The following is a 23,513-nucleotide window of genomic DNA, read 5'->3' on the forward strand; positions in this document are numbered from 1 at the left end:
GGACGCCCGGGGTTCAGGCCGTCTCGCTGGCCGCGCGGGCCGCAGCGTGACGGTTGACCGGGACGGGCAACCCGAGATGCCCACGCAAGGTCGTTGCTTCGTAGTCGGCGCGGAACACACCGCGCTCCTGGAGGATCGGCACGACGTCGTCGACGAAGCGGCGGAAGTTGGCCGGGTGGTCGACGCCGATGTTGAAGCCGTCGCAGGCGCGGGCGTCCCACCATTCGATGAGCTTGTCGGCGACCGTCGTGGGCGAACCGACGAACTCGCTCTTGCGGAAGTAGCGGGTGGCCTCGACCGTCTGGCGCAGGGTCCACCCGTTCTCGATCGCGCGCTCGGTGACCGCCTTCGCCTGGGTGAAGAACGACCGGCGGCCGAGCTCGAGGGTCTCCGCCGGGAACGGCGCGTCGAGGTCGTACTGCGTGAAGTCGTGCCATCCGAAGGGACGGCCGAACTCGGCGAGAGCCGCGGAGAAGGTGTGGTCGCGGTCGTTGTTGAACGCCTCGATCTCGCGGGCCTCTTCGTCGGTGTCGCCGACGACGACCTTGATGCCGGGCATGATCACGAGGTGGTCCGGGTTGCGACCGAACCTGGTCCGGGCGCGGGTCTTGATGTCGTCGTAGAAGGCCTGGCCGGCGGGGATGTCCGGCGCGTGGGTGAAGATGCCCTCCCCCACGCTGGCTCCGAGGTCACGCCCCTGGTCGGAGTCACCCGCCTGGAACACGACCGGGTGGCCCTGGGCGGAGCGCACCAGGTTGAGGGGGCCCCGGACCTTGAAGTGCTCGCCCTCGTGGTTCAGCACGTGCTGCTTGGTGCGATCCAGGAAGACCCCACTCTCCCGGTCCCGGACGAACGCGTCGTCCTCGTAGGAGTCCCACAGCGCCCGGGCCAGCTCGACGAACTCCTGCGCCCTGCCGTAGCGGGTGTCGTAGTCGTAGTGCTCCTCGAGCCCGTAGTTGGACGCCGTCCCTGCGTCACCGGTGGTCACGACGTTCCAGCCCGCCCGGCCGCCACTGATCAGGTCGAGGGAACCGAGCCGGCGGACCAGGTTGAACGGGCTGTTGAAGCTCGTCGTCGCCGTACCCACCAGGCCGATGCGGCTGGTCTGGGTGGCGAGGGCACTGAGCAGGGTCAGCGGCTCGAGTCGGTTGAGGTAGTGGGGTGGCGAGTACGGCGTGATGAACTGGCTGTCCACGATGAAGAGCAGGTCGAAACGGCCGCGCTCGGCCAGCTGGGCGATCTCGGTGAACCACGCGACGTTGACGCTTGCATCACCGGGGATCTCCGGGTCCAGCCACAACGTGTGGCTGCCCGGGCCGCCGGTGCCGTACGGCACCGCACCCAGGTGGATCTGCCGGTTCGACGCCATGTCGATCTGCTCCCTCGCACGAGTTGATGTTTGTCTATCAAACTACTTGAGTTAGCGAGGGCGGTCCAAGGAGGGTTCATGATCCGAACCGATCACGGGACGTGATCGGTAGCGGTTACTCTTGTTTGGTGACCAAGTTTCTTGACATTGGACCGCTGCGCAGCCTGGTCGCCATCGCGGACCGCGGCGGCTTCCAGCACGCGGCCACGCACCTGCACCTCAGCCAGGGCGCCGTGAGCCAGCACGTACGACGCCTCGAAGCCGTCGTGGGCGCCAAGCTCGTCGAGAAGCACGGCCGAGGATCGCGGTTCACGTCCAGCGGCGAACGGCTCGTCGGCCATGCCCGCCAGATCCTCGCTGCCCATGACGACGCGCTGGGGGCCTTCGCGGTCGACCAGGTCCAACAGATCACGATCGGGTCGACCGAGCACGCCGCCGCCCAGCTCCTCCCCTCGCTCGCCGCCGCTCTCGAGGAGAAAGGGGCCTTCGGCTTCCGGTTCCGCATCGACCGCGGCACCCGGCTCCGTGAGGGACTGGCCGCCGGATCGATCGACCTCGCCCTGATGCTCAACGCGAACGACCCGCACGCGCTGCCCGTGGGAGACCTCGAGCTCGCCTGGTACTCCTCCCCCACCTGGACCCCACCGGCCGCACCGGACCGGCTGCCCGTGGTGGCCTTCGACAGCCCTTGCGCCCTGCGCAGCCGCGCCCTCGAGACACTTGCTGCCCATGGCGTGCCCGCGATCATCGGGTCGGAGGCGACGCAGCTCGCCGGCGTCCAGGCGGCCGTCGGCGCCGGGGTTGGCGTCGCGTTGATGGCCACCCTCGGCCAGACCCCCGCCGGCCTGGTCCGTCGTGAGGACCTGCCCGCACCCGAGCCGATCCGGCTCTACGTCTGCGCGCGGCCCGGCCTGCCCACCGGCGTGGCCCGGGCCACGGCCGAGGCCATCCGACCACTTCTTGACCGGTCCTGAAGCATCGACGAGGTGGTCGCCGAGATGCTCGGGACGGTGGCGGTCAGATTGCCGTGGCGGCGCCGACGCTCCCGAACTTGTCGTCCAGCCATCCCCCGATCCGCTCGAAGAACACGTCCGGCTCCTCCAGCCAGGGAAAGTGCCCGCTCCGCTCGAACACCGCCAGCTCCGCGCCGGTGATCCGTCGGGCGATGCGCTCGTGCTGGGCGAGCGAGCAGAAGTCGTCGTACCGTCCGGCGACGACCAGGGTCGGGCAGGTGATCCGGTCCAACCGGTCGACCGAGCTCCACCGGCCGAGTGCCTCGAACACCCTCACCATCGACGCCGCCGAGGGCGGCGTCTCCCCCAGCGCGGCGGCCAGGATGGTCGGGTCCGCCGTACGCGCGAAGTAGGGGCCGAGGGCTCGATACTGTGCGGCCGCCTCTTCGTCGGTGGCCGGCATCGTCCCCATCAGCCGGACGATCTCCGCCGGCGGCGGTGGTCCCTGGTCGTCGTCGGGCGACTCGCTCGCCCCGAGCTGACCGGGCGTGGTCCCCGCCAGCACCAGCGCGTCGATCCGGTCCGCATGCCGCAGGGCAGCCTCCTGGGCGACCCAGCCGCCGAAGGAGTGGCCGAACAGGGCGAACCGTTCGATCCCCAGACCGTCCGCGACCGCTACGACGTCGGCGGCGAAGTCGGCGATCTCGACCTGCCGCTCCGGCAGCGCCTCGGACCGGCCGTGGCCCCGGTGGTCCCAGAAGACCAGCTGGCGCCCCACGGCGAGCGCGTCCAGCGTCCGGTAGAGAACGTGGTTGGCCCCCGGCCCGCCGTGCGCCACCAGCAGCGGCGGCCCCTCGCCCACCACCTCGACCTGGAGGCCCGACACCCGCGCCGACCGGGCGGTGAGCGCGTTCATCGGACCGCGGACCGGTGGGTGTCGACCGGCCGGAACCCGCTGCACACGCCGTCGATCGCCACGACCCGTCCGTCCCGGACCGCGACCACCTCCTGATGCTCCAGCTGGAACCGGCCGCCGCCGACTTCGAGCACCAGCCGGGACCGGGTTGCGAACTTCTCGCCGATCGCCACCACCGACCAGGAATGCGGCCGCCAGCCATCCACCTGCGAGACCGCTCCGGCCAGCTCGTCCACGAACGCCTCGGCGCCGTGGAGCGTGCGGAAGTCTCCCGGCATCAGCAGCCGGGACACCACGTCCGGCGCGAGGATCTCTCGCAGCGCTTCGAAGTCGGCGCTCGCGTACGCCGCGGCGTACGCGCCTGCCACCTCCTCGTCAGTGCCCGGTCGCACGAGCGGCGGGATCGTCACCTGGGTCTTCATGGCTCCTCCTGGTGGTCCTGGGTATCGGTTCTGATTCCTCACTCCCTGGGCGCGAGAAGCCGTCTGGCGCCCGCCAGATCCGATCTGGCGCCTCTGGGACGAGCGGCCGACCACGACCGCCGGACGACAGGAGAGGCTGATGACGACCGACGTACGACCCGAGGTGGACCAGGAGGCAGTGGGAGAGGCGATGGAGAAGGTGATGGGTGACTTCGCCGCCGCGATCGGCGTGACGACGGTGCTCCTCGGCATCAGCTCGGGCGCCTGGAAGGCGATGGCCGCGGCGGGGCCGGTCACGCCGTCGGAGCTGGCGGACCGGATGGGCACGGTCGAGCCCTACACCCGGGAGTGGCTCGCCGCCCAGGCCGCGGCCGGCTATGTCGAGTACGACGCGAACACCGGGACCTTCACGCTGCCCGGCGCCGTCGCTGCGGTGCTCACCGACGACGCCACGACGGCGCTGTTCTCGGCGTTCGGCGAGGGCATGGCCGTGATGGGCGCAGACCTGGCCAGGTTCCGGGACCGGTTCGCCACCGGGCAGGGCTTCGGCTGGCACGAGCGGTCTCCCGAGCACTGGGAGGCGATGGCGGGCATCAGCGACGCGAGCGTCATCCCGTTCCTGCCCGCCTGGCTGGCCGCGATGGACGGCGGCGACGCGCTCCTCGCTGCTGGCGGCAAGGTCGCGGACGTCGGCTGCGGGTACGGCGGCATGGCCACCGCGCTCGCCCGGCTCTACCCCGGCGCGACCGTCTACGGCTTCGACTACCACGACGCGTCGATCGCCCGGTCCAGGAGCACCGCGACCGACGCGGGGGTCGGCGACCGGGTCCACGCCGAGGTGGCGACCGCGAAGGACTACCCCGGTACGGCGTACGACCTGATCACGTTCGTCGACAGCCTGCACGACCTGGGCGACCCCGTCGGGGCCCTGGTGCACGCCCGCGAGGCACTCAGCCCCGAGGGCTCCGTCCTGCTGATCGAGCCTGCTGCCGGCGATTCGCTCGAGGACAACCTGACGCCGGTCGGCCGGCTCTGGTACTCGGTCTCCACCACCGTCTGCACCCCCAATGGCGTCGCGCAGGAAGGGCACCCACTGGGGACCGTGGCCGGCGAGGTGAAGCTGCGCGAGACAGCCGCCGCCGCGGGCTTCGCGAGGGTGACGCGGCTCGACGTCGAGGCGCCGATGAACCTGCTCCTCCAACTGCGCCCCTGAGCGGGCCGCAACGGAGCAGAATGCGTGACATGGCCGCGAGCATGGGTGGTCGGCTGGTCGGCCGCGAACCGGCGCTGGCTGTCGCCGTCGGCGCTCTCGACGAGGCGCTCGCCGGTGCCGGTCGGCTGCTGCTCGTGACCGGTGACCCGGGCATCGGCAAGACCGCCCTGGTCCGGGAGGTGGGCGCGATCGCCCGCGGCCGCGGGGCGCGGGTCATCTGGACGTCCTGTCCCCCGGGCGGCGGCGCTCCGGCGTACTGGCCGTGGTCGCAGGTGGTGCGGGCGCTGGACGAGGACGCGCACCGGGCCCTGACCCTGCTCGAGGGTGGCAGCGGAGTCGTCGCCGCCGACGACGCGACAGCCCGGTTCGAACTGCACGAAAGCGTGATCGGCGCGCTCGCCACCCTCGCCGGTGAGACCGGCGCGGTCATGGTCCTCGACGACCTCCACTGGGCCGACCAGCCGTCGCTGGAGCTGCTCGACGTCGCGGCCCGTCAGATCGGCGGGCAGCGTTTGCTCATCATCGGCACCTACCGCGACGTCGAGGCCCCGGCGACGCTCGATCGCCTTGCTGCGAACGCCGAGGGCATCACGCTCGGCGGCCTCGACTCCGAGGCCGTCACCGGACTCGTCACGACGATCACCGGGACGGCCCCGGGGCAGCTCGACGCCGATGTCCTCCGGTCGCGGACGGCCGGCAACCCGCTCTTCGTGAGGGAGCTCGCGCGGTTGATGGTCGCGCGTGGCACCGGCGCGACCGACAGCCGCGCCCTCCCGGCCACGGTGACCGAGACACTCCGCCAGCGGCTGACGCCCCTGACCGGAACCTGCCGCGAGCTGCTCGGCGTGGTCGCGGTGGCGGACACGACCGATCCGGCTCTGCTCCATCGGGCGACGGGCGTGCCGGGACCTGAGATCGCGAGGCTCCTCACCGAGGCACGAATGGCCCGGGTGCTGGTCGAGGAAGGCCCGGAGCCCGACCGCCCGTTCGTCCACGACCTCTATCGGGAGGCGGTGCTCGCGGAGCTGACGGCGGAGGACCGCCGCGCCCGGCACGGCACGGTGGCCGAGGCGTGGATCGAGCTGACAGCCGCCGACGGCGCCGCACCGGCCGGGCGGATCGCGGCCCACCTCGCTGCCGCGGTGCCCGAGACGCCGACCGCCCACGACGATCACCGTGCGCAGCTCGCCGTTGCCTGGCTCTCGCGCGCCGCTGCCGAAGCCACGACCCGGCTCGGTCACGAGGAGGCCGTCCGGCTCCACCGTCGGGCGCTCGAGCTCTCTGCAGGCCCCGACCCCCGGTTGCTCCTCTCCGTGGCGGAGGCGGAGCTGCGGGCGGGCGACCCCGCCGCGCGCGGGTCGTTCCTGACGGCGGCTGCGGGCGCGCGGGCCGTGGGTGACGTCGACGCGCTGACCGCCGCCGCGCTGGGGCTGCACCAGGTCGGCGCGCGCGGCGACCACGACACCCAGGTGGGGCTCCTCGAGGAGGCCACCGAGGCGGTGGAGAGCGGGACCCCCGAACGGGCACTCCTGCTCGCGGCCCTCGCCCGCGAGCACAGGCACGCGAACGGGCCGGCCGAGGAGTGGCAGCACACGGCCGAGGCGGCCGTCCGCGCCGCGCGCGAGCTCACCGACAACCCCCGGGTGCTCGCGACCTGCCTGCTCGCGCTGCACGACGCCATGTGGAACGCCGGCACCGCGGGGGCCCGACTGCCCGTCGTGGCCGAGATGGCCGAGGCCGCCGTCGCGGCGGGCGACACCGAGCTGGCGGCCCAGGCACGCGTCCTTCGGGCCGCGTGCCTGCTGGAGACCAACGACCGGCGGGGCCTCGTCGAGCTCGCGCACTACTGCCGCGAGGAGGAGTACCTCGGGCACGCGCGCGGCCGCTGGGAGGCCCTGAGCCGCTCGGCGACGCTACGGCTGATCACCGGCGCGGTCGACGAGGCGCGTGAGGCGAGCGCGGCGGCGTACGCACTCGGCACGCGGATCGGGATCCCGGACGCGGCCGGTGTCCACGGCACCCTGCAGTGGCCCCTGTCGCTCTTCACCGGGGAACGACTGGCCCTCCTGGAGACGATGAACCAGATCGACCTGATCCCGATGCGCGACGCCTTCACCGCGGCGGTGCTGCGGACCGAGGGCGATCCCGAGGAGGCGCGCCGGATCGCGCAGACCCTGTCCCTCGACGTCCTCCCCGTGGACAAGTACGACCTCGAGTTCGAGGCGCTCGCGGCCGAGGCGCTGGCGGTCGGCGGGCACACCACGGAGGCCGAACGCTCCTATCTGCAGCTGTTGCCGTACGCCGGAACGAACGTCGTCGTCGGCGGGTGCGCGTCGTTCTGGGGACCGGTCGACCTCTACCTCGGCCACCTGGCGCTGGCGCTCGACGATGCCGACGCGGCGCGCCGCCACTACGACGCCGCGGCAACCATGGCGGCCGCGCTCGGCGCGCCTCGCTGGCAGCAGCACGCCGCCGGCCTCCGCGAGTCGATCGAGGTCGCGAGCTCAGACATCCCGCGGTTCGTCCGCTCCGGCGAGGTGTGGACCCTGACCTGGCAGGGTCGGTCCGCTCACCTCCCGGACAGCAAGGGCATCCGCGACCTCGCCTGCCTGGTCGGGCGGCGCGGCCAGGACGTCGCCGCCACCGAGCTCATGTCGGGGCGGCCGACATCGGGGGCCGATCCGGTCCTCGATGCCCAGGCGAAGGCCTCCTACCGGCGACGACTCGAGGAGCTCGAAGAGGAGATCGACGACGCGGCTGTCGCGGGCGACCTCGGCCGCGCCGAGCGCGCCCGGGACGAGCGGGCGGCGCTGGTCGACGAGCTCGCGGCCGCAGTCGGCCTCGGCGGTCGTGACCGGCGGCTCGGTGACGACGCCGAGCGCGCCAGGAAGGCGGTCACGTCCCGGATCCGTGATGCCGTACGCCGCGTCACTGACCTGGATCCCGAACTCGGTGACCACCTTGCCGGCGCGGTGCAGACCGGCGCGTGGTGCGCCTACCGGCCCGGCTGAGCGGATCCTCGTGAATGCTTTCAGGCCCGGAATCCGTGGATTCCGGGCCTGAACTTTGTAGCGGGGGCAGGATTTGAACCTGCGACCTCTGGGTTATGAGTTATACCTACAGGTGATTCCGGCCCTCGCTCCACGCTGAACTTTCAGTATACCCGCAGGTCAGAGGCACATTTCGGTTCCACGCACGTCCACCGACGTCCCAGCGCATCCATGCCGACTTTGCCTACAACTGGCCTACAAGACAATTCTCCGGAAGGTCGCAGGCGATGTACTTTCGATGACGTGGCGAGTCCGGCGACGGGCGTAGCTATCAGGCATTCTCGACGACGTGGAGGTCGCCTTCGCGGACTTCGACGGTTGCCCGACCGAGCGGCACGACCCTTGTCAGGGCCTTGAACAGCGCGCCGAGGCCGGGGATCTTGGCGAAGATGCCTTGGGGGCCTCGAACCATCCGGCCGGTCTGCACGTCGTACTTAGCCGCGTGCCACGGGCAGACGACGCAGCCGTCGGCGTCGATGTTTCCTTCGTCGAGGTCCCCTCCCAGGTGCCTGCACTTGCGCGATACGGCGAAGTAGTCGCCGTTGTTGCCTACGGCGTACTTCCCAGCGCGTGTGAGACTCCCCGGCATCAACTCGTCTGCGGGTCCGACTCTGGTCATGATGTCCTCTTCTCGTCGTGATGTCGGTCAAAGACTTGGCTGCGAAGCGGCAGCCCGATAGCGGTCAGGCGGACGGAACCCAGTTCCCTTGGAAGCCGTGCGGCCCGCGGGTGGGTAGGTGGATGTTGGCGACTGTGTCGAGGGTGCCGACATCGAGTAGTACCAGGTCGCTGGTGTCGGTGGTTCGGTCGTAGTGATGGCCACTTTCCCTTGGCCCCTGCCGTAACGCTCCGCGACGACGGCTTCCTTCACTTCTCTCCTTGGGTCTCGTCGAAACGCCGCGCGGCCAGCTCGTGCGACGCAAGCGCGCGTGCGGGGTTGTCGCCGAGTCCGACTGCGAGCCCCGTGCCCAGGGGCAGAAGCACCGAGCCAACCGGGTCGTCGAAGGCCACGAAGTGGTCGGAGAGCTCAAGCGTCACGAAGCCATGGACCATGCTCCAGAGCTGCCCGGCCAACACCTTCGGGTCGTGGTGGTCAACCCGTTCTGCCTCGATCAGCCGAGCGCACGCCGCCACCACGTGGTCGTGGGCCCCGAGGAAGGCTGCCGAACTCCCGCTGGGTGACGCGCAGTGGTCCTTGATCGGCCGATAGGTCGCCCGTTTCGACAGCCCGAACATGAGGTCGTAGAGGTGCGGGTTCGCGCGAGCGATCTGTCGAGTCGTCAGTGCCATCGTGCAGAGGTCGGCTAGCGGATCGTCGGTGACCGCAACGCGTGAGAACTCCTCCGCGAGCCGCCTGAACCCGTCGTCGATGACGGCATTGAGCAACTCAGGTACGCCGCCGAAGTGGCTGTAGACAACCATGGTCGACAAGCCGCTTGCCGACGCCACCGTTCTGGCCTTGATGGCCGAGGGGCCTTCCTCGGCTAGAAGGCGGATCGTCGCGTCGACCAGCCGGGTCGGAACGTCAGTCGACAAGTGCACGGGCGTCCCGCAACGACTTCTTGTCGAGCTTGCCGACAGCGTTCTTGGGAAGCGTCTCGAGGATGTTGATCGTCTTGGGTCGCTTGTATCCGCTGAGGCTTTCGGCACATCGCGCCTTGAGTGCCTTGAGGTCGATCGTCGCACCGGGTCGGGCCTGTACGAACGCCACGACGATCTCGCCCCAGGTCTCGTCGGGTACGCCGATGACGGCAGCCTCGAGCACCGCGGGATCCGAGGCGAGCACGTCCTCGATCTCCTTGGGGTAGATGTTCTCGCCACCGCGGATGATCATTTCCTTGGATCGTCCGACGAGGGTCAGGTAGCCGTCGGTGTCGAGGTGCCCGACGTCCCCGGTGTGGAGCCATCCGTCGATGACCACGGCGGCTGTGTCGTCGGGACGTCCGAGGTAGCCACGCATGACGTTGGGCCCACGGACGACCACCTCCCCGTTCTCGCCTTGCGGAACCCCGTTGCCGGCACCGTCGAAGATGCGGAGCTCCTGCCCCGGGAACGGAAGGCCCACGGTGCCCGCCTTCCGCACACCTGAAACGGGGTTGATCGCTGATCCGCAGGTGCCCTCGGAGAGTCCATAGCCCTCGATGAGCGGAAACCCGAACCGGCTCTCGAAGCGGGCAAGGAGCTCTGCCGAGGCGGGCGCTGCGCCACAGACACCGAAACGAACCGACGAAGTGTCCCGCTTCACCTCCTCCGGCAGCGCCGCCAGCAAACTGTAGATGGTCGGCACCGCACTGAAGAAGGTCGGCCGCTCGCGCTCGATGGTCTCGAAGAAGGTGTCCGGTCTGAACCGGTCGGCGATGACGACACTGGCGCCGGCGAGGAGCGAAGTGAGGACGCTGACCACGATGCCGTTGACATGGAACAACGGCAGAATCAGCAGGCACCGGTCCTCGGGACCGACCTCGAGCGCCTGCCGGCCCATTTCCGTCATGGCATCGAGATTGGCGTGGTCGAGCATGACCCCCTTCGGAACCCCGGTCGTGCCAGAGGTGTAGATCAGCAGCGCCAGGGCCGCGGGGTCCACGTGAGGGGTGGGATCGGCCCCGATGGGGTCGTACATGTCACCCACAGGGAGGACAGGCACGTCCATCTTCGATGTCGTGTCCTCCTCTTCAACGATGAGGAGTCGGGCACCGGAGTCATCGAGCTGCCGCTGGACCTCGACCGCAGTCAGGCTCGGGTTGATCGGCGTGATGGTCGCGCCCAACCGCCAAGCCGCAAAGAGCAACAGCACGAAATCGATCCGATTGTTGAGCTTGAGCGCGACAACGTCACCGGCGCCGATGCCGAACTCGTTGAGCCGACGAGCGACTGCAAGCACTCCGTCCAGCAGATCGCTGTTCGTGAGGGATCCGGAGCCGTCCGCAACGGCGGGTCCGGATGGATCCAGAGCGGCACGACGGTCCGGAAGAGTGACGAACTCCATGGCAAGCAAACCTGCCTTTCGGGAGGTAGGTGGATCGGGGTAGTCGGATCAGGGCAGCTGGAGGTGGCGGGTCAGGAACTCGATCTGGTCAGTGACCAGCTGCTCGAACGGCTCGCCCAGGTAGAAGGCGAAGTGGCCGGCCTCGTAGGTCTTGATCTCCCCGCGGGGGGCGGTGCGCGCGTAGCGAAGTGTCTGCTCGGGTGGCGTGACGGTGTCGTGGTTGCTGACACAGAAGAGGATCGGCATGGCCACCTTCTTCGCCGAGCGGCCCGGGCGGTACGCCGTGATCGTCGGGACCACCCGCGCGGCCGCCGCGTTGACGAAGTCCGTGCCGGGTGGGATCAAGGCCTGGTAGCCGGGGAGGGCGTCGGGCGCGTTCATCAGGGCCACCGAGCCGGGAGTGCCCGCCAACGGGAGAGTGACCGGATCCGCGCCTCGTGCCTTGGCCGCCAGATCGCGGGCGACGAAGGGCAGGAGCTTCAGGGAAGCTCTGGGACCCAATACTCGTGCCGATGCGAGGCCGTCGGTGAAGGGGCACTGGGACACGGCCGCGAGCAGCTCAGGGTGGCGTGAGGCGACAGTGATGGCGTGGCCACCGCCGAAGGAGCTGCCCCACACGGCAACACGCTGGCCGTCCAGGTCGTCGCGACCCTTGACGTGCGCGATTGCGGCGTCCCAGTCGGCGAGCTGACGCTTGATCGACAACAGCTGGCGCGGCTGGCCGCCACTGTCACCGAAGTGCCGGTAGGTAAACGCGAAGGCAGCGATGCCGGCCTTCGCAAAGCGCTCCGCGAACGCGTCGAGGCGCATCTCACGAGTGGCGCCAAGGCCATGGCCGAGGATGACTACGGGCGGTGATGCCACGCCTGTCGGGAGGTAGAGCCAGGCCGCGCAGGTCGCGTCGCCCGAGGTGAATGAGACATCGTGACGTGTGTAGGGCTTGGTCTTCGCCATCAGCGGTTCACCTTCTCCTTGCTCGCGCGCATGCCGGGCACGGCGCCCGCTTCAAGCGCTTCTTCGTAGATGCCTGGGGAATAGAGCGGCAGTTCGCTCGTCGCTTCGGTGGTGGCCATGTAGTCGAGCATCAATTGCTGGCCCACTTTGGACAGCGCGGTGGTGAGGAACTCGGCGCTCTCGACGTGCAGGCCGTCGGTCAGTGACATCGAGCCGCCGAAGTAGACCGCCCGCTTGATGCCCCCGACCGATTCCTTCGTACGCCGGCCGAAATGGCTCGCAAGCTCCACAGCGCGCTCGAGCACCTCGTCCTGGGCGACGACGTCGTCGACTGCACCGTTGGCCAGCGCCTGCTCCGGCGTGAACGGCTTGCCCTCGAGGATCGCGACCAGGGACTGGTGCGTGCCGACCAATCGGGTCAGCCGCTGTGTTCCGCCACCCCCGGGCATGATGCCCAGGAGGACCTCTGGCTGGCCGATGAAGTAGTCACCGTCGGCCATGACTCGTAGGTCGTTCGCCCAGGCGAACTCCGCGCCCAAACCCAGAGCCGAACCGTTGAGGGCTGCGACGAAGATGACGCCACTGCGGTTCATCTTCAGGAACGTCCTGTGGAGGCGCTCGAGCTGGACAGCGGGCCACAGCGGGGTCTTGCCGAGGAGGGACTGCAGCCCACCCGCGCGGTTGATGCCCTTGGCCGTGTGCGCGAGCGCCGATGCGCCCTTCAGGCCGACCGAGGGGACCTTTGCCCCGCCCTCCTGTAGCCAGCGAACCTCGGCGTGGCTGACGAAGCGCTCCGGGTGTGTGCCGGTGAAGACCACTGCGTGAACGTTCGGGTCGCGGTCGGCGCGGTCCACGAGCGCGTCGAGTTGCTCGGCGATGTCGTTGCCGAACAGCCCAAGGGGGCCGCCGTCGATTCGCGCAACCAGTACGGCTCCGCGGTCCTCGATCTCGAGGTTTCCCCTGACTTCCTGTGCCATGACTGGTCCCTTGGGTGAGGTATGGATGGTTCCTTCGGGCAAATATAACGAAGTTATCGCAATCTGGCAACCCCCTCCCCTGCACCGCCTCAACGTGATCCGCGACGCCGGGTGCAAGCATGGGAGCCATGTCCGAAGAACCGACGCCGGGGGGCGTACCGGGACGCCTCGTGCAAGCCACGATCAAGCTGCTCGCGGAGCAGGGTCCCTCGGCCATCAAGGCACGCACCGTCGCGTCCGAGGCGGGCATGTCGACGATGGTGGTCTACAGCCACTTCGGCGGCGTCCCCGAGCTGATCCGGGCCGTCGTCGACCACGGCTACTTCGAGATGGAGACGGCGCTCTCCAAGGTGCCGATCACAGACGATCCGATCGCGGATCTGTTCTCCATGGCCCTGACCACCCGCGAGTTCGCCCGAACGAACCCGCACTTGTACGACCTGATGTTCGGACTGTCGACCCGCGCGACGTACCGCCCCACCCCCGACAAGGACGTTCGTCGAAGTGGACATTCGCCGGCGTTCCAGGCCGCCTACGCGCATCTGACTGAAGCGTGCTCCAGGCTCGTGGATTCCGGTCGGGTCGAGGCGCTGGATCCCAAGGTGGTCGCCGCCGCGCTGTGGAGCTTCGTGCACGGTTACGTCACGCTCGAGCTCGGTGACCACTTCACTGATTTCGACGACCCGGTGACGCAGGTGATGCTCCCGATGGGAGTGACGTTGTGTGTGGGCCTCGGCGACGATCAGGAACGGGCCCGCGCGTCGCACGAGGCTGCCCTGGTGCTCAGTCGCCGGGGCTCGGGGCCGGCGGCACGAGCTGCTCATTCCGCCCGAGGGCCGCGATCTCGCGCTCGAGGGTAGGCACCCACTTGCCGGCGAAGCGTTTCGCCCAGGGCCATGCCACCGGTGAGCTGATGGCAGCCTTCGCCCAACTCGCGGCACCGACCGCACGCGGGACGTAGACCCGGGCTCGCCGACTCACCAGCCCGTCGACGATCGCACCCGCAGCCTTGTCGACGCTGGTCGTGACGTTCCCCGGATAGGGCAGTTCCTTCCGTAGCTGAACGAAGGAGGGGATGTCTTGCTCCGCGCCCTTGACCAGGTCGGTCTCAATCCACGACGGATGCACCAGGCCGACCGTGACACCGAGGTGCGCCACTTCCTGGCGGTAGGCCAGCGTGAGCATCTCGACGCCCGCCTTGCTTGCGGCGTACGACGACATCGAGGGCAGGGCCAGAAACGAGAGTGCTGAGGCGACCACCATCACGTGACCACCGCTGCTCTCGAGATGCGGCGTCGCGTACTTCAGCGTCCGGAAGGTCCCGGTGAGGTTGACGTCGATGACCCTCTCGAACACCGCGTCATCGGCCTGTCGCACGGTCCCGTAGGCCACCACCCCAGCATTGGCCACCACGAGGTCGATGCCGCCCATCGCCTCGGCGCTCTCATCGATCGCGAACTGAACCGACTTCCCATCGCGGACATCAGCCTCGCACCACGTCGCTGCGGCACCAAGCTCGTCGGCAAGCGCCTTCAGCCGATCGGGCTCGAGCCCGATCAACGCAACCCGTGCGCCGCGGGCAACCGCAAGGCGCGCGACCTCCGCGCCAATTCCTCTTGCCGCACCCGTGACCAGAAGCTTGTGACCAGACAAATCATGTTTCATGGAATAGACTATAACTTGGTTATAGTTGAGGGACAAGAGCGGCACCGAGCCGCACTCTTCCCGTAGGGCATCCGAGAAAGCAGGCTGACATGAAGGCATTCGTGGTCAAGAAGTACGGCAAGGACGGCCTTCATGCCGCCGACGTCCCGCTCCCCACCGTGGGCGACAACGACGTGCTGGTCAAGGTGAGCGCGGCGAGCATCAACCCCCTGGACAAGATGGTCCGTAACGGGGAGTTCAAGCAGCTGATCAAGTACAAGAAACCGTTCGTGCTGGGTCACGACGTCTCGGGCGTGGTGACCAAGGTCGGCGCCGGTGTCCGAAACCTCAGCTCCGGTGACGAGGTTTACGCCAGGCCGCGCGACCTCCGGATCGGAACCTTCGCCGAGTACATCGCGATCGACCAGGACGACGCCGCCCTCAAGCCGGCCTCGCTGACCCTCCACGAGGCCGCCGCTGTCCCGCTGGTCGCCCTCGCCGCCTGGCAGACGCTCGTCGACCTCGCCCAGGTCAAGCCCGGTCAGAGGGTGCTCGTGCATGCGGGTGCCGGCGGTCTCGGGTCGACGGTGGTCCAGCTCGCCAAGCACCTGGGCGCGTACGTCGCCACAACGGCGCACACCAACGACGTAGACCGCGTGCGCGAGCTCGGCGCCGACGAGGTCGTCGACTTCACCCAGACCGACTTCGCCGAGGTGCTGTCCGGCTTCGACGTCGTACTCGACTCCCTCGGCGGTGCCAACCTGGAGAAGTCGCTGACCGTCCTTAGGCCCGGCGGCCTGGCGATCAGCGTGGTCGGCCCACCCGATCCCACGTTCGCCCAGCAGTTGGGCCAGCCCATCCTGCGCCCGGTCATGTCTGTCATGAGTCGCAAGGTGCGCAAACAGGCGCGGAAGCTCGGGGTTCGCTACTCGTTCTTCTTCATGCAGGCGAGCGGCACACAGCTCAGTGAACTCGCCGCCCTGTACGAGGCCGGCCATCTCCGCCCGGTCCTCGACGAGCGGACCTTCTCCTTTGACCAGACCGTCGAGGCACTCGCCTACGTCGAGCAGGGGAAGGCCCGCGGCAAGGTCGTCATCACGATGGACGGGGACACCCGATGAGCCGGAGCACCACGCAGGTGAAAGATGCCGTCACGTCGCCGACCCTGACGATCGCGGTCGGCGGAACTCCGTTCGCCTACCGCGAGTTCGGGCCGAGCACTGGCGTGCCGCTGGTCTTCCTGCACCACTTCACGGCAGTCATCGACGACTGGGACCCGCGCGTCATCGACGGGATCGCCGCCGAGCGACGTGTGATCGTCTTCGACAATCGCGGTGTCGGTGGATCCGGTGGCCGCACGCCCACAACGGTGTCGGCGATGGCGGACGATGCCATCGCGTTCATTCGGGCCCTTGGCCTGGAGCAGGTCGACCTGATGGGGTTCTCCCTGGGCGGATTCATCTCGCAGGTGATCGTCACGGAGGAGCCCACCGTGGTGCGCAGGATGGTGCTCGCTGGCACCGGCGCAGCAGGCAGCGCGCGCGTCGGAAAGTTCTCCCGAAGGCTGATTTCAGACACTCTCCAGGGCGCGATTACCCTCAGCGACCCGAAGCCGTACCTCTTCTTCACCAGATCGGCCAACGGCAAGGCAGCCGCGGCGGGATACATGCAGCGGCTCAACGAGCGCACCGCAGACCGCGTCCGGCCGACGTCGCTGCGAGGAGTCGCCGCGCAGCTCGTTGCGATTCACCGCTGGGGACGCCAGGCTCCGATGGACCTCGCTGCGATCGAACATCCGGTGCTCGTTGCCAACGGGGAGGACGACCGGATGCTCCCCACGCGAGCTTCGTTCGACCTGGCCCACCGTCTGCCGAACGCTTCGCTGAGGATCTACCCCGACTCCGGCCATGGCGGCGTGTTCCAGTACCACGAGCAGTTCGTCTCACAGGTGCTGGAGTTCCTCAGCTAACGGACGAAGGCTGGTCAGTCGGCAGGCGCATCACGAAGTCCGAGACCAGCGGGGCAAGCTCGTCGGCCTTGGTGACGAGGCCGAGGTGACCGTCGTCGTACACATGCAGCACGCTGTGCGGCAGTAGCCGATGCATGATGCGAGCATTGACCAACGGGATGATGGGGTCGTCGCTTCCGGCCAGGATCAGGACCGGCTGACGGATGAACGGGAGAGCGGGCAGGCTGGTCCAACCCGCTCCCGCCAGCAGCTGCATCAGATAGCCGCGACGCGAGACGCCGGCTTGGTCGTGCAGCAGCAGCCGAGCCAAGGCGGGCTCGTCCCTGAGCCGACCGCCATAGAGCTCGGCCGCGACGGACGTTGCGTATTCCGGGTCTCGGTAACGGCGAGGCGTGATCATCTTGCGCAACACCCAGGGGTTGGCGGGCACCATCAGCGAACCCGTGGCGGTGCTGACCAGCACAGCTCTCCGACATCGGTGCGGGTGCTGGAATGCAACCTGCTGGGCCAGCCCGCCGCCCCAGGAGATGCCGAGAACGTCGAAGGTGTCGTATCCCATCCGGCTGAGCACCCTCCCGAGCAGCCAGGCCAGTCCGGCAAAGGTGTAGGGAACACGTGCTGGTGGAGATTCACCGACGCCGGGTACGTCGAATCTGACGACCTCGATGCGGGGGTCGATCTGGTCGACGAAGGGCTGTAGGAGCTCGAGCCTGGCGCCGATGCCGTTGCACAGCACCAGCGGCGGCCGACCAGGCTCGGTGCCGGGCCGCACCGACACACGTACTGAATGCCCCAGCACCGTTACCTGAAACGCGTTCTCACTCACGCGTAGCCCTCCCCTACTTCTCGAGGACGTAGGTGCCCGGCGCGTCGGCCAGCGGCGGCAGCCCAGCTGTTCCGAGCCGGTCGGGCGCAGGCATCAGCTCGCCACATCGAGCGTCGAGCCAGACGGAGAGATCGGTCCACCACGTGCCTTGATGGGTCTCCGCCCGAGCCAGCCACGTGTCTGAGTCGTCGACGTTCTCGTCGTTGGTGCGGTACGTCGACTTGGGGTTGCCCGGCGGATTCACCATTGCCGCGACGTGCCCGCTGGTCGACAACACGAACTTCGTCTTTCCTCCGAGCAGCTGTGTGGTGCGGTAGCAGCTCTCCCAGGGCGTGATGTGGTCGGTGACACCGGCCACGATGTAGGAGTCGACCGTGATCGCGCGAAGGTCGATCGGTACCCCGAGGACGGCGACCGCGCCGGGTTGGGTCAGCTGATTGTCGACAGCCATGTCGATGAAGTCCGCATGCAGCCCCGCGGCCATGCGGGTGGTGTCGGAGTTCCAGAACAAGAGATCCATGGCCGGCGGCCGGTTTCCGAGGAGGTAGTTGTTCACCCAGTAGTTCCAGACCAGGTCCCCCGGTCGCAGCCAGGCAAAGACCTCGGCCAGGGCCCGCCCGTCGAGGTAGCCCTTGCTGGCCGATCTCGCCTTGGCCTTGGCGGCGATCCTTGGGTCGACCAAGGCTGCCACGGTGCCGGTCCCGGCGTTGTCGATCACCGTGACCGCCAGGCACAACCCGGCCAGCCGGTCTTGTTGGTCGGTCGCGGCGAGGTACGCGGCGGTGATGGTGGCCAGGATGCCTCCCGAACAGATGCCGCCGAGCATTGTCTTCGTGCTGCCGGTGATCTCCTCGACGGCGTCGAACGCATCCAGGATGGCCCGGACGTAGGTGTCGAAGTTCCAGCCGGCGTGCCGGGAATCCGGGTTGCGCCAGGAGATGACGAAGAGTTGTCGGCCCTGTTGTGCTCCGAACTCCACAAGGCTGCGTCCAGGCGCAAGGTCGATTGCATAGAACTTGTTGATGGTGGGGGGCACGACGAGTACGGGTACGTCGTACACCTGTTCCGCCTGCGGCTGGTACTGGATGAGCTCGAGAACCTCGTTGCGGAACACCACAGCACCGGGCGTTGCCGCGATGTTCTCACCGACAACGAAACCGCTGCTGTCCACCATCTCTGGGATGCGCGGCGAGCTCGAGAGATCCTTCAAGAACTGCTTGCCGCCGCGCACCAGGCTTAGGCCGCCGGTGTCGATGGCTGCCTTCGCGGACGCCGGGTTGACCAGTGGCAAATTGCTCGGCGCGACTGCCTCCACGATGTTTTCCAGCAGGAACCGGACCCTCTTGCTGTCGCGCAGGTCGAGGTCGGCGTCGTCGACGAGCTGGTCCAGGGTCTGCCCGCCAGCCAGGTAGAGCTGGACCAGCCGCTTCAGGAAGGGGTTCTCGGTCCACGCGATGTCCCGAAACCTCCGGTCCCCGCGCTCTGGCGAGAGCGTCGACGTGCCGGCCACGATCCGGCGCGCCTCTCCCCCCAGCCCGCCAAGCCTGCGCCCCACGGCCCGCGGTTGCCGGGCGAGGGAGCCCACCCACTTGGCAGTTGACCTGTCCGGGGTGAAACCAGCGGCCGGACCCAGCGCAGCGTCGACGAACAGGGCGCCGACCGGTGGACCAGCGTCAGTGAGAGAAGAGGACGTTTCTGCGGTCATCGGATGATCCCCTCGTAGCCGAATGAAGTGCGCGTTCGCGAAGACCGTCGCCCGAGCGATTCTATAACTTCGTTATTGTAATCGCAAGCAGAGTGCGCGGCAGGTTGGTGCGGATCCGGCTGACAGCGCAGCCGGCGATCAGGGACGCCTGCAGCCGGTTGCCCGCCCGGGATCCCCGCGAACCACGATCCGAGCCGCTCGAGGTCGAGCCCTGGCGGTGCATGCACGGGGATGGTCAGCGCCCCGGTAGTCGAAGACCACGCCATCGACCAGGCGGGTCGCGGTCATGTCCCTACTCCGTGTCGTAGACCACGCGGCCAACGGTTGCGCCGTCGGCAAGCCGCTGGACGCCGTCGGCGACGGACTCCAGCGCGAGCCGCTCGCTGACAAGCGGGGCCACGGCGCCCTCAGCGGCGAGCCGCGTCAGGTCGCGGTGGCACTCGGTGACCGCGGGAGGGTCAAACCGGTTGTAGAGGCCCCAGTGCAGCCCCACGATCGAGTAGTTCTTGACCAGTGCGTGGTTCAGTGCGGCGGACTGGATCTCGCCACCGGCGAACCCGACCACCAGGATCCGGCCCTCGAACGCAATGCACTTGGTCGAGCGCTGGTAGGTGTCACCACCGACCGGGTCGTAGATCACGTCGACCCCGCGGCCACCGGTCTCGGCCTTGACCACGTCGATGAAGTCCTGCTCGCGTCGATCGACCACGACGTCCGCGCCGAGCGCGTAGGCCACCTTGGCCTTGTCCGCACCGCCGACAACGCCGATCACCTTGGCGCCGGCTGCCTTGCCGAGCTGGACGGCTGCACTTCCGACACCGCCGGCAGCGGCGTGCACGAGCAGTGTCTCCCCCGGCTGGAGTGCCGCCCGGCGGTGAAGGCCGAACCATCCGGTCTGGTAGCCGATGTAGAGGGAGGCTGCCTGCGCGTTGTCGAGCGCCTCGGGCGCGGGGAACGTGGTGGCCGCATCCATGACGGCCAGCTCGCCGAAGCCGCCGTACGGCAGCACCGCACCGCCCAGCACCCGGTCGCCGACATTGAAGCCTGTGACGCGGTCACCGAGCGCGACCACCTCCCCGCACAGCTCGACCCCAGGCGTGAACGGCAGATCCGGCTTGACCTGGTAGGTCCCGCGGCACATGAGGACGTCGGGGAAGTTCGCCGGGGACGCCAGCACCTTCACCACCAGTTGTCCGGCACCAGGCTGCGGATCGTCGACGTCGACCAGTCGCATGGCCTCCTTGGGCTCACCGAGCTCCGTTACCTGCCAGGCCCTCATACCTGCACCTCCGTCTGCTCGAGCTGCTGCTGGAGCTTGTTCATGCCTACGAGCCAGCGGTCGGGCTGGGTGGCTCGGGCCGCGTAGTAGTTGGCGACCTCCGGGTGCGGGAGCACCAGGAAGCGGTCCGTCTGCATCGCCTGCCAGGTCGCCTCGGCGACGTCCTCGGGCGTGAGCGCACCGTTGGCGACAAGCAGTTCCCTCATCGCGCCGCTGTTGTTCAACATGTCGGTCTGCACCCCCTGGGGGCAGATCGCGTGCACGACGATGCCGCGGTGTCGGTACGTCGCTGAGAGCCACTCCGCGAACGCGACCGCACCGTGCTTGGTGACTGAGTACGGTGCGCTGCCCAGCGCCGTGAGCAGCCCTGCCGCGGACGCGGTCGCAACGAAGCGTCCGCCACCGCGCTCGAGCCAATCGGGCACCAGCAGCCGGGCCGCCCGCACGTGCGCCATCGTGTTGATCTCCCAGCTCGACGCCCACTCGTCCTCGGAGGCCTCCAGCCCTGGGCCGTGGACCACCCCCGCGTTGGCGAACCAGGCGTCGATCTGGCCGAGGTGTGCGCGGGCGCCCTCCACGAGGGTGGCGACGCCCGCCTCGGACGCAGCGTCCCCGGGCAACGGGTGCGCTCCGATCTCGTCGGCCGTCGCCTTCGTGCGCTCCGGGTCGAGGTCGTTGACGACCACCCGGGCGCCCTCCGCGACCAGCCGTGCGGCCAGCGCCCGACCAATGCCGCCCTCGGCACCGGTGACGACGATCCCGCGTCCCGCGACGATGCTCATTCGACGCCGCCGGTGAGCGTGACGCCGCCGTCGACGACGACGGTCTGGCCGGTCATCCAGGCCGCGTCCTGCGAGAGCAGGAAGGCCACGACGCTGCCGATGTCCTCGGGCACGCCGAGCCGCTTGAGCGGATATTGCGTGGCGAGCTTCTCCTCGCGCCCTTCGTAGAGCGCGGTGGCGAACTTCGTCTTCACCACGGCCGGCGCCACCGCGTTGACCCGGATGTCCGGGCCCAGCTCGACAGCCAGTAGCTCGGTGATCGAGATCAGCATCGCCTTGCTTGCACCGTAGAACCCGATGCCCGGTGCCGGCCGGATCCCGGCGACCGAGGAGACGTTGACGACGGCGCCGCCGTGCTCCTTCATCCAGGCCCGATGGACCTGCTGCACCCACGACAGGGCCGCGATGCAGTTCACCTCCACGGTCTTGCGCGCCGCGCCGAGGTCGAGCTCGACCATCGGGCCGTAGGCGGAGTTGATGCCGGTGTTGTTCACCAGCAGGTCGGCGCTGCCGAAGATCTCGATGGCCTGGCGGACCGTCTCGGCCTGGTGCTCGACGTCGTCGGCCTTCCCGGCCACGCCCAGGGCGTGCTCGGGCCCGCCCAGGTTGGCGACGGCCTCATCGAGGGCCTCCTTGTTGCGGGCTGTGATGGCGACCTTGGCGCCCTCGGCGACCAGTCGTTCGGCGATCGCGAGGCCGATGCCCCGGCTGGCGCCGGTGACGATGGCGGTCTTGCCCTGGAGCCTCTGGCTCATGGTCTCTCCTTCTCATCGTGTTCGGATCAGCTGAGCCGCTCGAGGACCATGGCCACGCCCTCACGGTCAGTGGTTGGCTCGGCCAGCAATGCCGAAACCGACACGGACCCGTTCAACCCGGACCGTGTGCCGCGCCCGGGTCCGTTCTCAGGTTTCACACCAATTCGCGTTTGAGGATCTTGCCGGTCGCAGTCATGGGGAGAGCGTCGACGAAGTCGATGATGCGGGGGTACTTGTAGCCGGCCATCTGCTCCCTCCCCCAGGCGACGAGTTCGTCCTCGGTGATGGTTGCGCCCTCGCTGCGGATAACGACGGCCTTGACCTCTTCGCCGTGGCTGACGTGCGGGATGCCAATGACGGCGGCAAGGGAGACGTCGGGGTGGGTCATCAGGACCTCTTCGATCTCGCGCGGGTACACGTTGAAACCGCCGCGGATGATCATGTCCTTCGATCGGTCGACGATGTAGTACCAGCCGTCCTCGTCCTTGCGTGCCAGGTCACCGGAGCGGAACCAGCCGTTCTTGATCACCTCGGCCGTCGCCTCTGGCCGGCCGTAGTAGCCCTTCATGATGTTGTGGCCCTTGATCGCGATCTCACCGATCTCTCCGATCTCGGTGATCTCGTTCCACTCATCGTCGATCAGCTTGACCTCGACTCCCCAGACCGGCACTCCGATCGAGCCGGCGCGGGGCTCCCGGTCGGGGTCACTGAACGTTGCCGCCGGCGAGGTCTCGGAGAGTCCGTAGCCCTCCAGGATGGTGATCCCGAGCTTGTCCTTGACCTGGTTGATGATCTCCACTGGGAGGCTGGCTCCGCCGGCGACGCCGATCCGCAGGTTGCGGGCGATCCGGTCCACGTCAATGCCGGCGTCCAGTGCGGCGAGCAGACCCCACCACATCGTCGGCACGCCGGCGAAGACTGTGACGTCCTCCTTCTGCATCAGCCCGATCACCTGCTCGGCGTCGAAGCGTGGCACCAGCAGCAGGGTCGCAGCCATCGAGAAGCCCGCGTGCATCTGCACGGTTGCGCCGAAGGTGTGGAACAGCGGCAACGTCAGCACATGGGTGTCCGTGGCGGGCTGGTTCTTCAGGAGCCGGTTGATGGTGAGCACGTTCATCATCGTGTTGGCGTGGGAGAGTTCGGCGCCCTTGGCCTGGCCGGTCGTGCCGGAGGTGTAGAGGATGATCGCCGTGTCGGTCGGCTCAGTTACCACCGAGTCGAAGACCGGCGACTTGCCCGCAAGGGCTTGGCCGAGTGTCTCGGTTCCCTCGATGGGGGACGGCGCCGCCGGGTCCGCGGTGATCAGGAAGAAGTGCTCGGCTTCGGAGTCCTGGAAGCCGGCGTACCCTTCGGCGCCGATGGCCAGATCCGGGGTGTCCTGGAACGCGAAGTAGGCCTTCACGTCGGCGTCCTTGAGGTGGTAGGCCACCTCGCGGCCCTTCAGCAGAACGTTCAGCGGAACCACCACACCGCCGGCCTTGAGGATCCCGTAGTACACGATCGGGAAGTACGGCAAGTTCGGGCAACTCAGCGCCACCTTGTCACCGGGCTGGATGCCCCGGCTGACGAGCAGGTTCGCAACCTGATTCGCTGCGCTGTTCACCTGGGCATAGGTGAGCCGGGTGTCCCCCAGCACAACCGCGTCACGGTCGGGGTACTTGCGGGCAGAGTCCTCGAGCAGGACCGAGAGATTCAACATGACACTCCTATGGG

Annotated in this window: 21 protein-coding genes; 6 read left to right on the top strand and 15 right to left on the bottom strand. The window is 68.5% G+C overall.

Annotated features, from left to right (window positions below; genetic code table 11):
• Positions 1–13 precede the first annotated feature (13 nt).
• A complete protein-coding gene (locus ACOACQ_RS03145) occupies positions 14–1,369 on the bottom strand; it encodes an LLM class flavin-dependent oxidoreductase (protein WP_420287606.1) in 1,356 nt (451 codons plus the stop codon).
• Positions 1,370–1,497: 128 nt separating this feature from the next.
• Between ACOACQ_RS03145 and ACOACQ_RS03150 the strand changes: the two genes are divergently transcribed.
• Positions 1,498–2,343 (top strand): LysR family transcriptional regulator, encoded by an 846-nt coding sequence (locus ACOACQ_RS03150; RefSeq protein ID WP_378596934.1) that lies wholly within the window; start codon positions 1,498–1,500, stop codon positions 2,341–2,343.
• Between the two features lie 43 nt (positions 2,344–2,386).
• Here the strand turns inward: ACOACQ_RS03150 and ACOACQ_RS03155 are convergent, their stop codons facing one another.
• Positions 2,387–3,238, bottom strand: a complete 852-nt coding sequence (locus tag ACOACQ_RS03155) for an alpha/beta fold hydrolase (protein WP_378596935.1) — start codon at positions 3,236–3,238, stop codon at positions 2,387–2,389.
• Entirely contained in the window at positions 3,235–3,660 is a 426-nt protein-coding gene (locus tag ACOACQ_RS03160) for a nuclear transport factor 2 family protein (protein ID WP_378596936.1), read from the bottom strand. The genes ACOACQ_RS03155 and ACOACQ_RS03160 overlap by 4 nt, the downstream gene beginning before the upstream one ends.
• A 139-nt stretch (positions 3,661–3,799) precedes the next feature.
• Between ACOACQ_RS03160 and ACOACQ_RS03165 the strand changes: the two genes are divergently transcribed.
• Both ACOACQ_RS03165 and ACOACQ_RS03170 read left to right on the top strand, forming a co-directional pair.
• The gene (locus tag ACOACQ_RS03165) at positions 3,800–4,873 is read left to right on the top strand and encodes a class I SAM-dependent methyltransferase (RefSeq protein ID WP_420287607.1); all 1,074 of its coding nucleotides are present in this window, start codon (positions 3,800–3,802) and stop codon (positions 4,871–4,873) included.
• Between the two features lie 29 nt (positions 4,874–4,902).
• Complete coding sequence (locus ACOACQ_RS03170) at positions 4,903–7,884, top strand: ATP-binding protein (RefSeq protein WP_378596938.1); 2,982 nt, start codon at positions 4,903–4,905, stop codon at positions 7,882–7,884.
• 310 nt (positions 7,885–8,194) lie between these two features.
• Here ACOACQ_RS03170 and ACOACQ_RS03175 read toward each other — a convergent pair whose 3' ends face one another.
• The 5 genes from ACOACQ_RS03175 to ACOACQ_RS03195 all read right to left on the bottom strand — a co-directional run bounded on the left by ACOACQ_RS03175 (position 8,195) and on the right by ACOACQ_RS03195 (position 12,840).
• Positions 8,195–8,542, bottom strand: a complete 348-nt coding sequence (locus tag ACOACQ_RS03175; RefSeq protein WP_378596939.1) for a Rieske (2Fe-2S) protein — start codon at positions 8,540–8,542, stop codon at positions 8,195–8,197.
• A 248-nt stretch (positions 8,543–8,790) separates the two neighbouring features.
• The gene (locus ACOACQ_RS03180) at positions 8,791–9,459 is read right to left on the bottom strand and encodes a TetR/AcrR family transcriptional regulator (RefSeq protein ID WP_420287608.1); all 669 of its coding nucleotides are present in this window, start codon (positions 9,457–9,459) and stop codon (positions 8,791–8,793) included.
• Positions 9,449–10,909, bottom strand: a complete 1,461-nt coding sequence (locus ACOACQ_RS03185; RefSeq protein ID WP_378596940.1) for a class I adenylate-forming enzyme family protein — start codon at positions 10,907–10,909, stop codon at positions 9,449–9,451. The genes ACOACQ_RS03180 and ACOACQ_RS03185 overlap by 11 nt, the downstream gene beginning before the upstream one ends.
• Positions 10,910–10,957: 48 nt before the next feature.
• On the bottom strand, positions 10,958–11,863 hold the full coding sequence (locus ACOACQ_RS03190; RefSeq protein ID WP_378596941.1) for an alpha/beta hydrolase: 906 nt from the start codon (positions 11,861–11,863) through the stop codon (positions 10,958–10,960).
• The gene (locus tag ACOACQ_RS03195; RefSeq protein WP_378596942.1) at positions 11,863–12,840 is read right to left on the bottom strand and encodes an enoyl-CoA hydratase/isomerase family protein; all 978 of its coding nucleotides are present in this window, start codon (positions 12,838–12,840) and stop codon (positions 11,863–11,865) included. The genes ACOACQ_RS03190 and ACOACQ_RS03195 overlap by 1 nt, the downstream gene beginning before the upstream one ends.
• Positions 12,841–12,968: 128 nt before the next feature.
• On the opposite strand from ACOACQ_RS03195, the gene ACOACQ_RS03200 reads away from it, so the two are divergent.
• The gene (locus ACOACQ_RS03200) at positions 12,969–13,700 is read left to right on the top strand and encodes a TetR/AcrR family transcriptional regulator (protein ID WP_378596943.1); all 732 of its coding nucleotides are present in this window, start codon (positions 12,969–12,971) and stop codon (positions 13,698–13,700) included.
• Here ACOACQ_RS03200 and ACOACQ_RS03205 read toward each other — a convergent pair.
• Positions 13,624–14,541 carry an SDR family oxidoreductase gene (locus ACOACQ_RS03205; protein ID WP_378596944.1) on the bottom strand — a complete coding sequence of 306 codons (918 nt, stop codon included), beginning with the start codon at positions 14,539–14,541 and terminating at the stop codon, positions 13,624–13,626. The genes ACOACQ_RS03200 and ACOACQ_RS03205 overlap by 77 nt on opposite strands.
• A gap of 53 nt (positions 14,542–14,594) precedes the next feature.
• Here ACOACQ_RS03205 and ACOACQ_RS03210 point away from each other — a divergent pair, with 53 nt between their 5' ends.
• Positions 14,595–15,605 (top strand): NADP-dependent oxidoreductase, encoded by a 1,011-nt coding sequence (locus ACOACQ_RS03210; protein ID WP_378596945.1) that lies wholly within the window; start codon positions 14,595–14,597, stop codon positions 15,603–15,605.
• Positions 15,602–16,453, top strand: a complete 852-nt coding sequence (locus ACOACQ_RS03215) for an alpha/beta fold hydrolase (RefSeq protein WP_378596946.1) — start codon at positions 15,602–15,604, stop codon at positions 16,451–16,453. The genes ACOACQ_RS03210 and ACOACQ_RS03215 overlap by 4 nt, the downstream gene beginning before the upstream one ends.
• Here ACOACQ_RS03215 and phaZ read toward each other — a convergent pair.
• The 6 genes from phaZ to ACOACQ_RS03245 all read right to left on the bottom strand — a co-directional run bounded on the left by phaZ (position 16,446) and on the right by ACOACQ_RS03245 (position 23,499).
• Positions 16,446–17,279 carry a poly(3-hydroxyalkanoate) depolymerase gene (gene phaZ, locus ACOACQ_RS03220; protein WP_378596948.1) on the bottom strand — a complete coding sequence of 278 codons (834 nt, stop codon included), beginning with the start codon at positions 17,277–17,279 and terminating at the stop codon, positions 16,446–16,448. The two genes, ACOACQ_RS03215 and phaZ, sit on opposite strands and share 8 nt — an antisense overlap.
• Positions 17,280–17,292: 13 nt before the next feature.
• The gene (locus ACOACQ_RS03225; protein ID WP_378596949.1) at positions 17,293–18,984 is read right to left on the bottom strand and encodes a PHA/PHB synthase family protein; all 1,692 of its coding nucleotides are present in this window, start codon (positions 18,982–18,984) and stop codon (positions 17,293–17,295) included.
• 292 nt (positions 18,985–19,276) lie between these two features.
• Positions 19,277–20,263, bottom strand: a complete 987-nt coding sequence (locus tag ACOACQ_RS03230) for an NADPH:quinone oxidoreductase family protein (RefSeq protein ID WP_378596951.1) — start codon at positions 20,261–20,263, stop codon at positions 19,277–19,279.
• On the bottom strand, positions 20,260–21,045 hold the full coding sequence (locus ACOACQ_RS03235) for an SDR family oxidoreductase (RefSeq protein ID WP_378596953.1): 786 nt from the start codon (positions 21,043–21,045) through the stop codon (positions 20,260–20,262). The genes ACOACQ_RS03230 and ACOACQ_RS03235 overlap by 4 nt, the downstream gene beginning before the upstream one ends.
• Positions 21,042–21,800 (bottom strand): SDR family oxidoreductase, encoded by a 759-nt coding sequence (locus ACOACQ_RS03240; RefSeq protein WP_378596954.1) that lies wholly within the window; start codon positions 21,798–21,800, stop codon positions 21,042–21,044. The genes ACOACQ_RS03235 and ACOACQ_RS03240 overlap by 4 nt, the downstream gene beginning before the upstream one ends.
• Positions 21,801–21,954: 154 nt before the next feature.
• Complete coding sequence (locus ACOACQ_RS03245) at positions 21,955–23,499, bottom strand: long-chain-fatty-acid--CoA ligase (protein WP_420287609.1); 1,545 nt, start codon at positions 23,497–23,499, stop codon at positions 21,955–21,957.
• Between the last annotated feature and the right edge of the window lie 14 nt (positions 23,500–23,513).

It is taken from the genome of Nocardioides sp. CPCC 206347 (assembly GCF_048654605.1).
In the GTDB taxonomy this organism is placed as follows: domain Bacteria; phylum Actinomycetota; class Actinomycetes; order Propionibacteriales; family Nocardioidaceae; genus Nocardioides.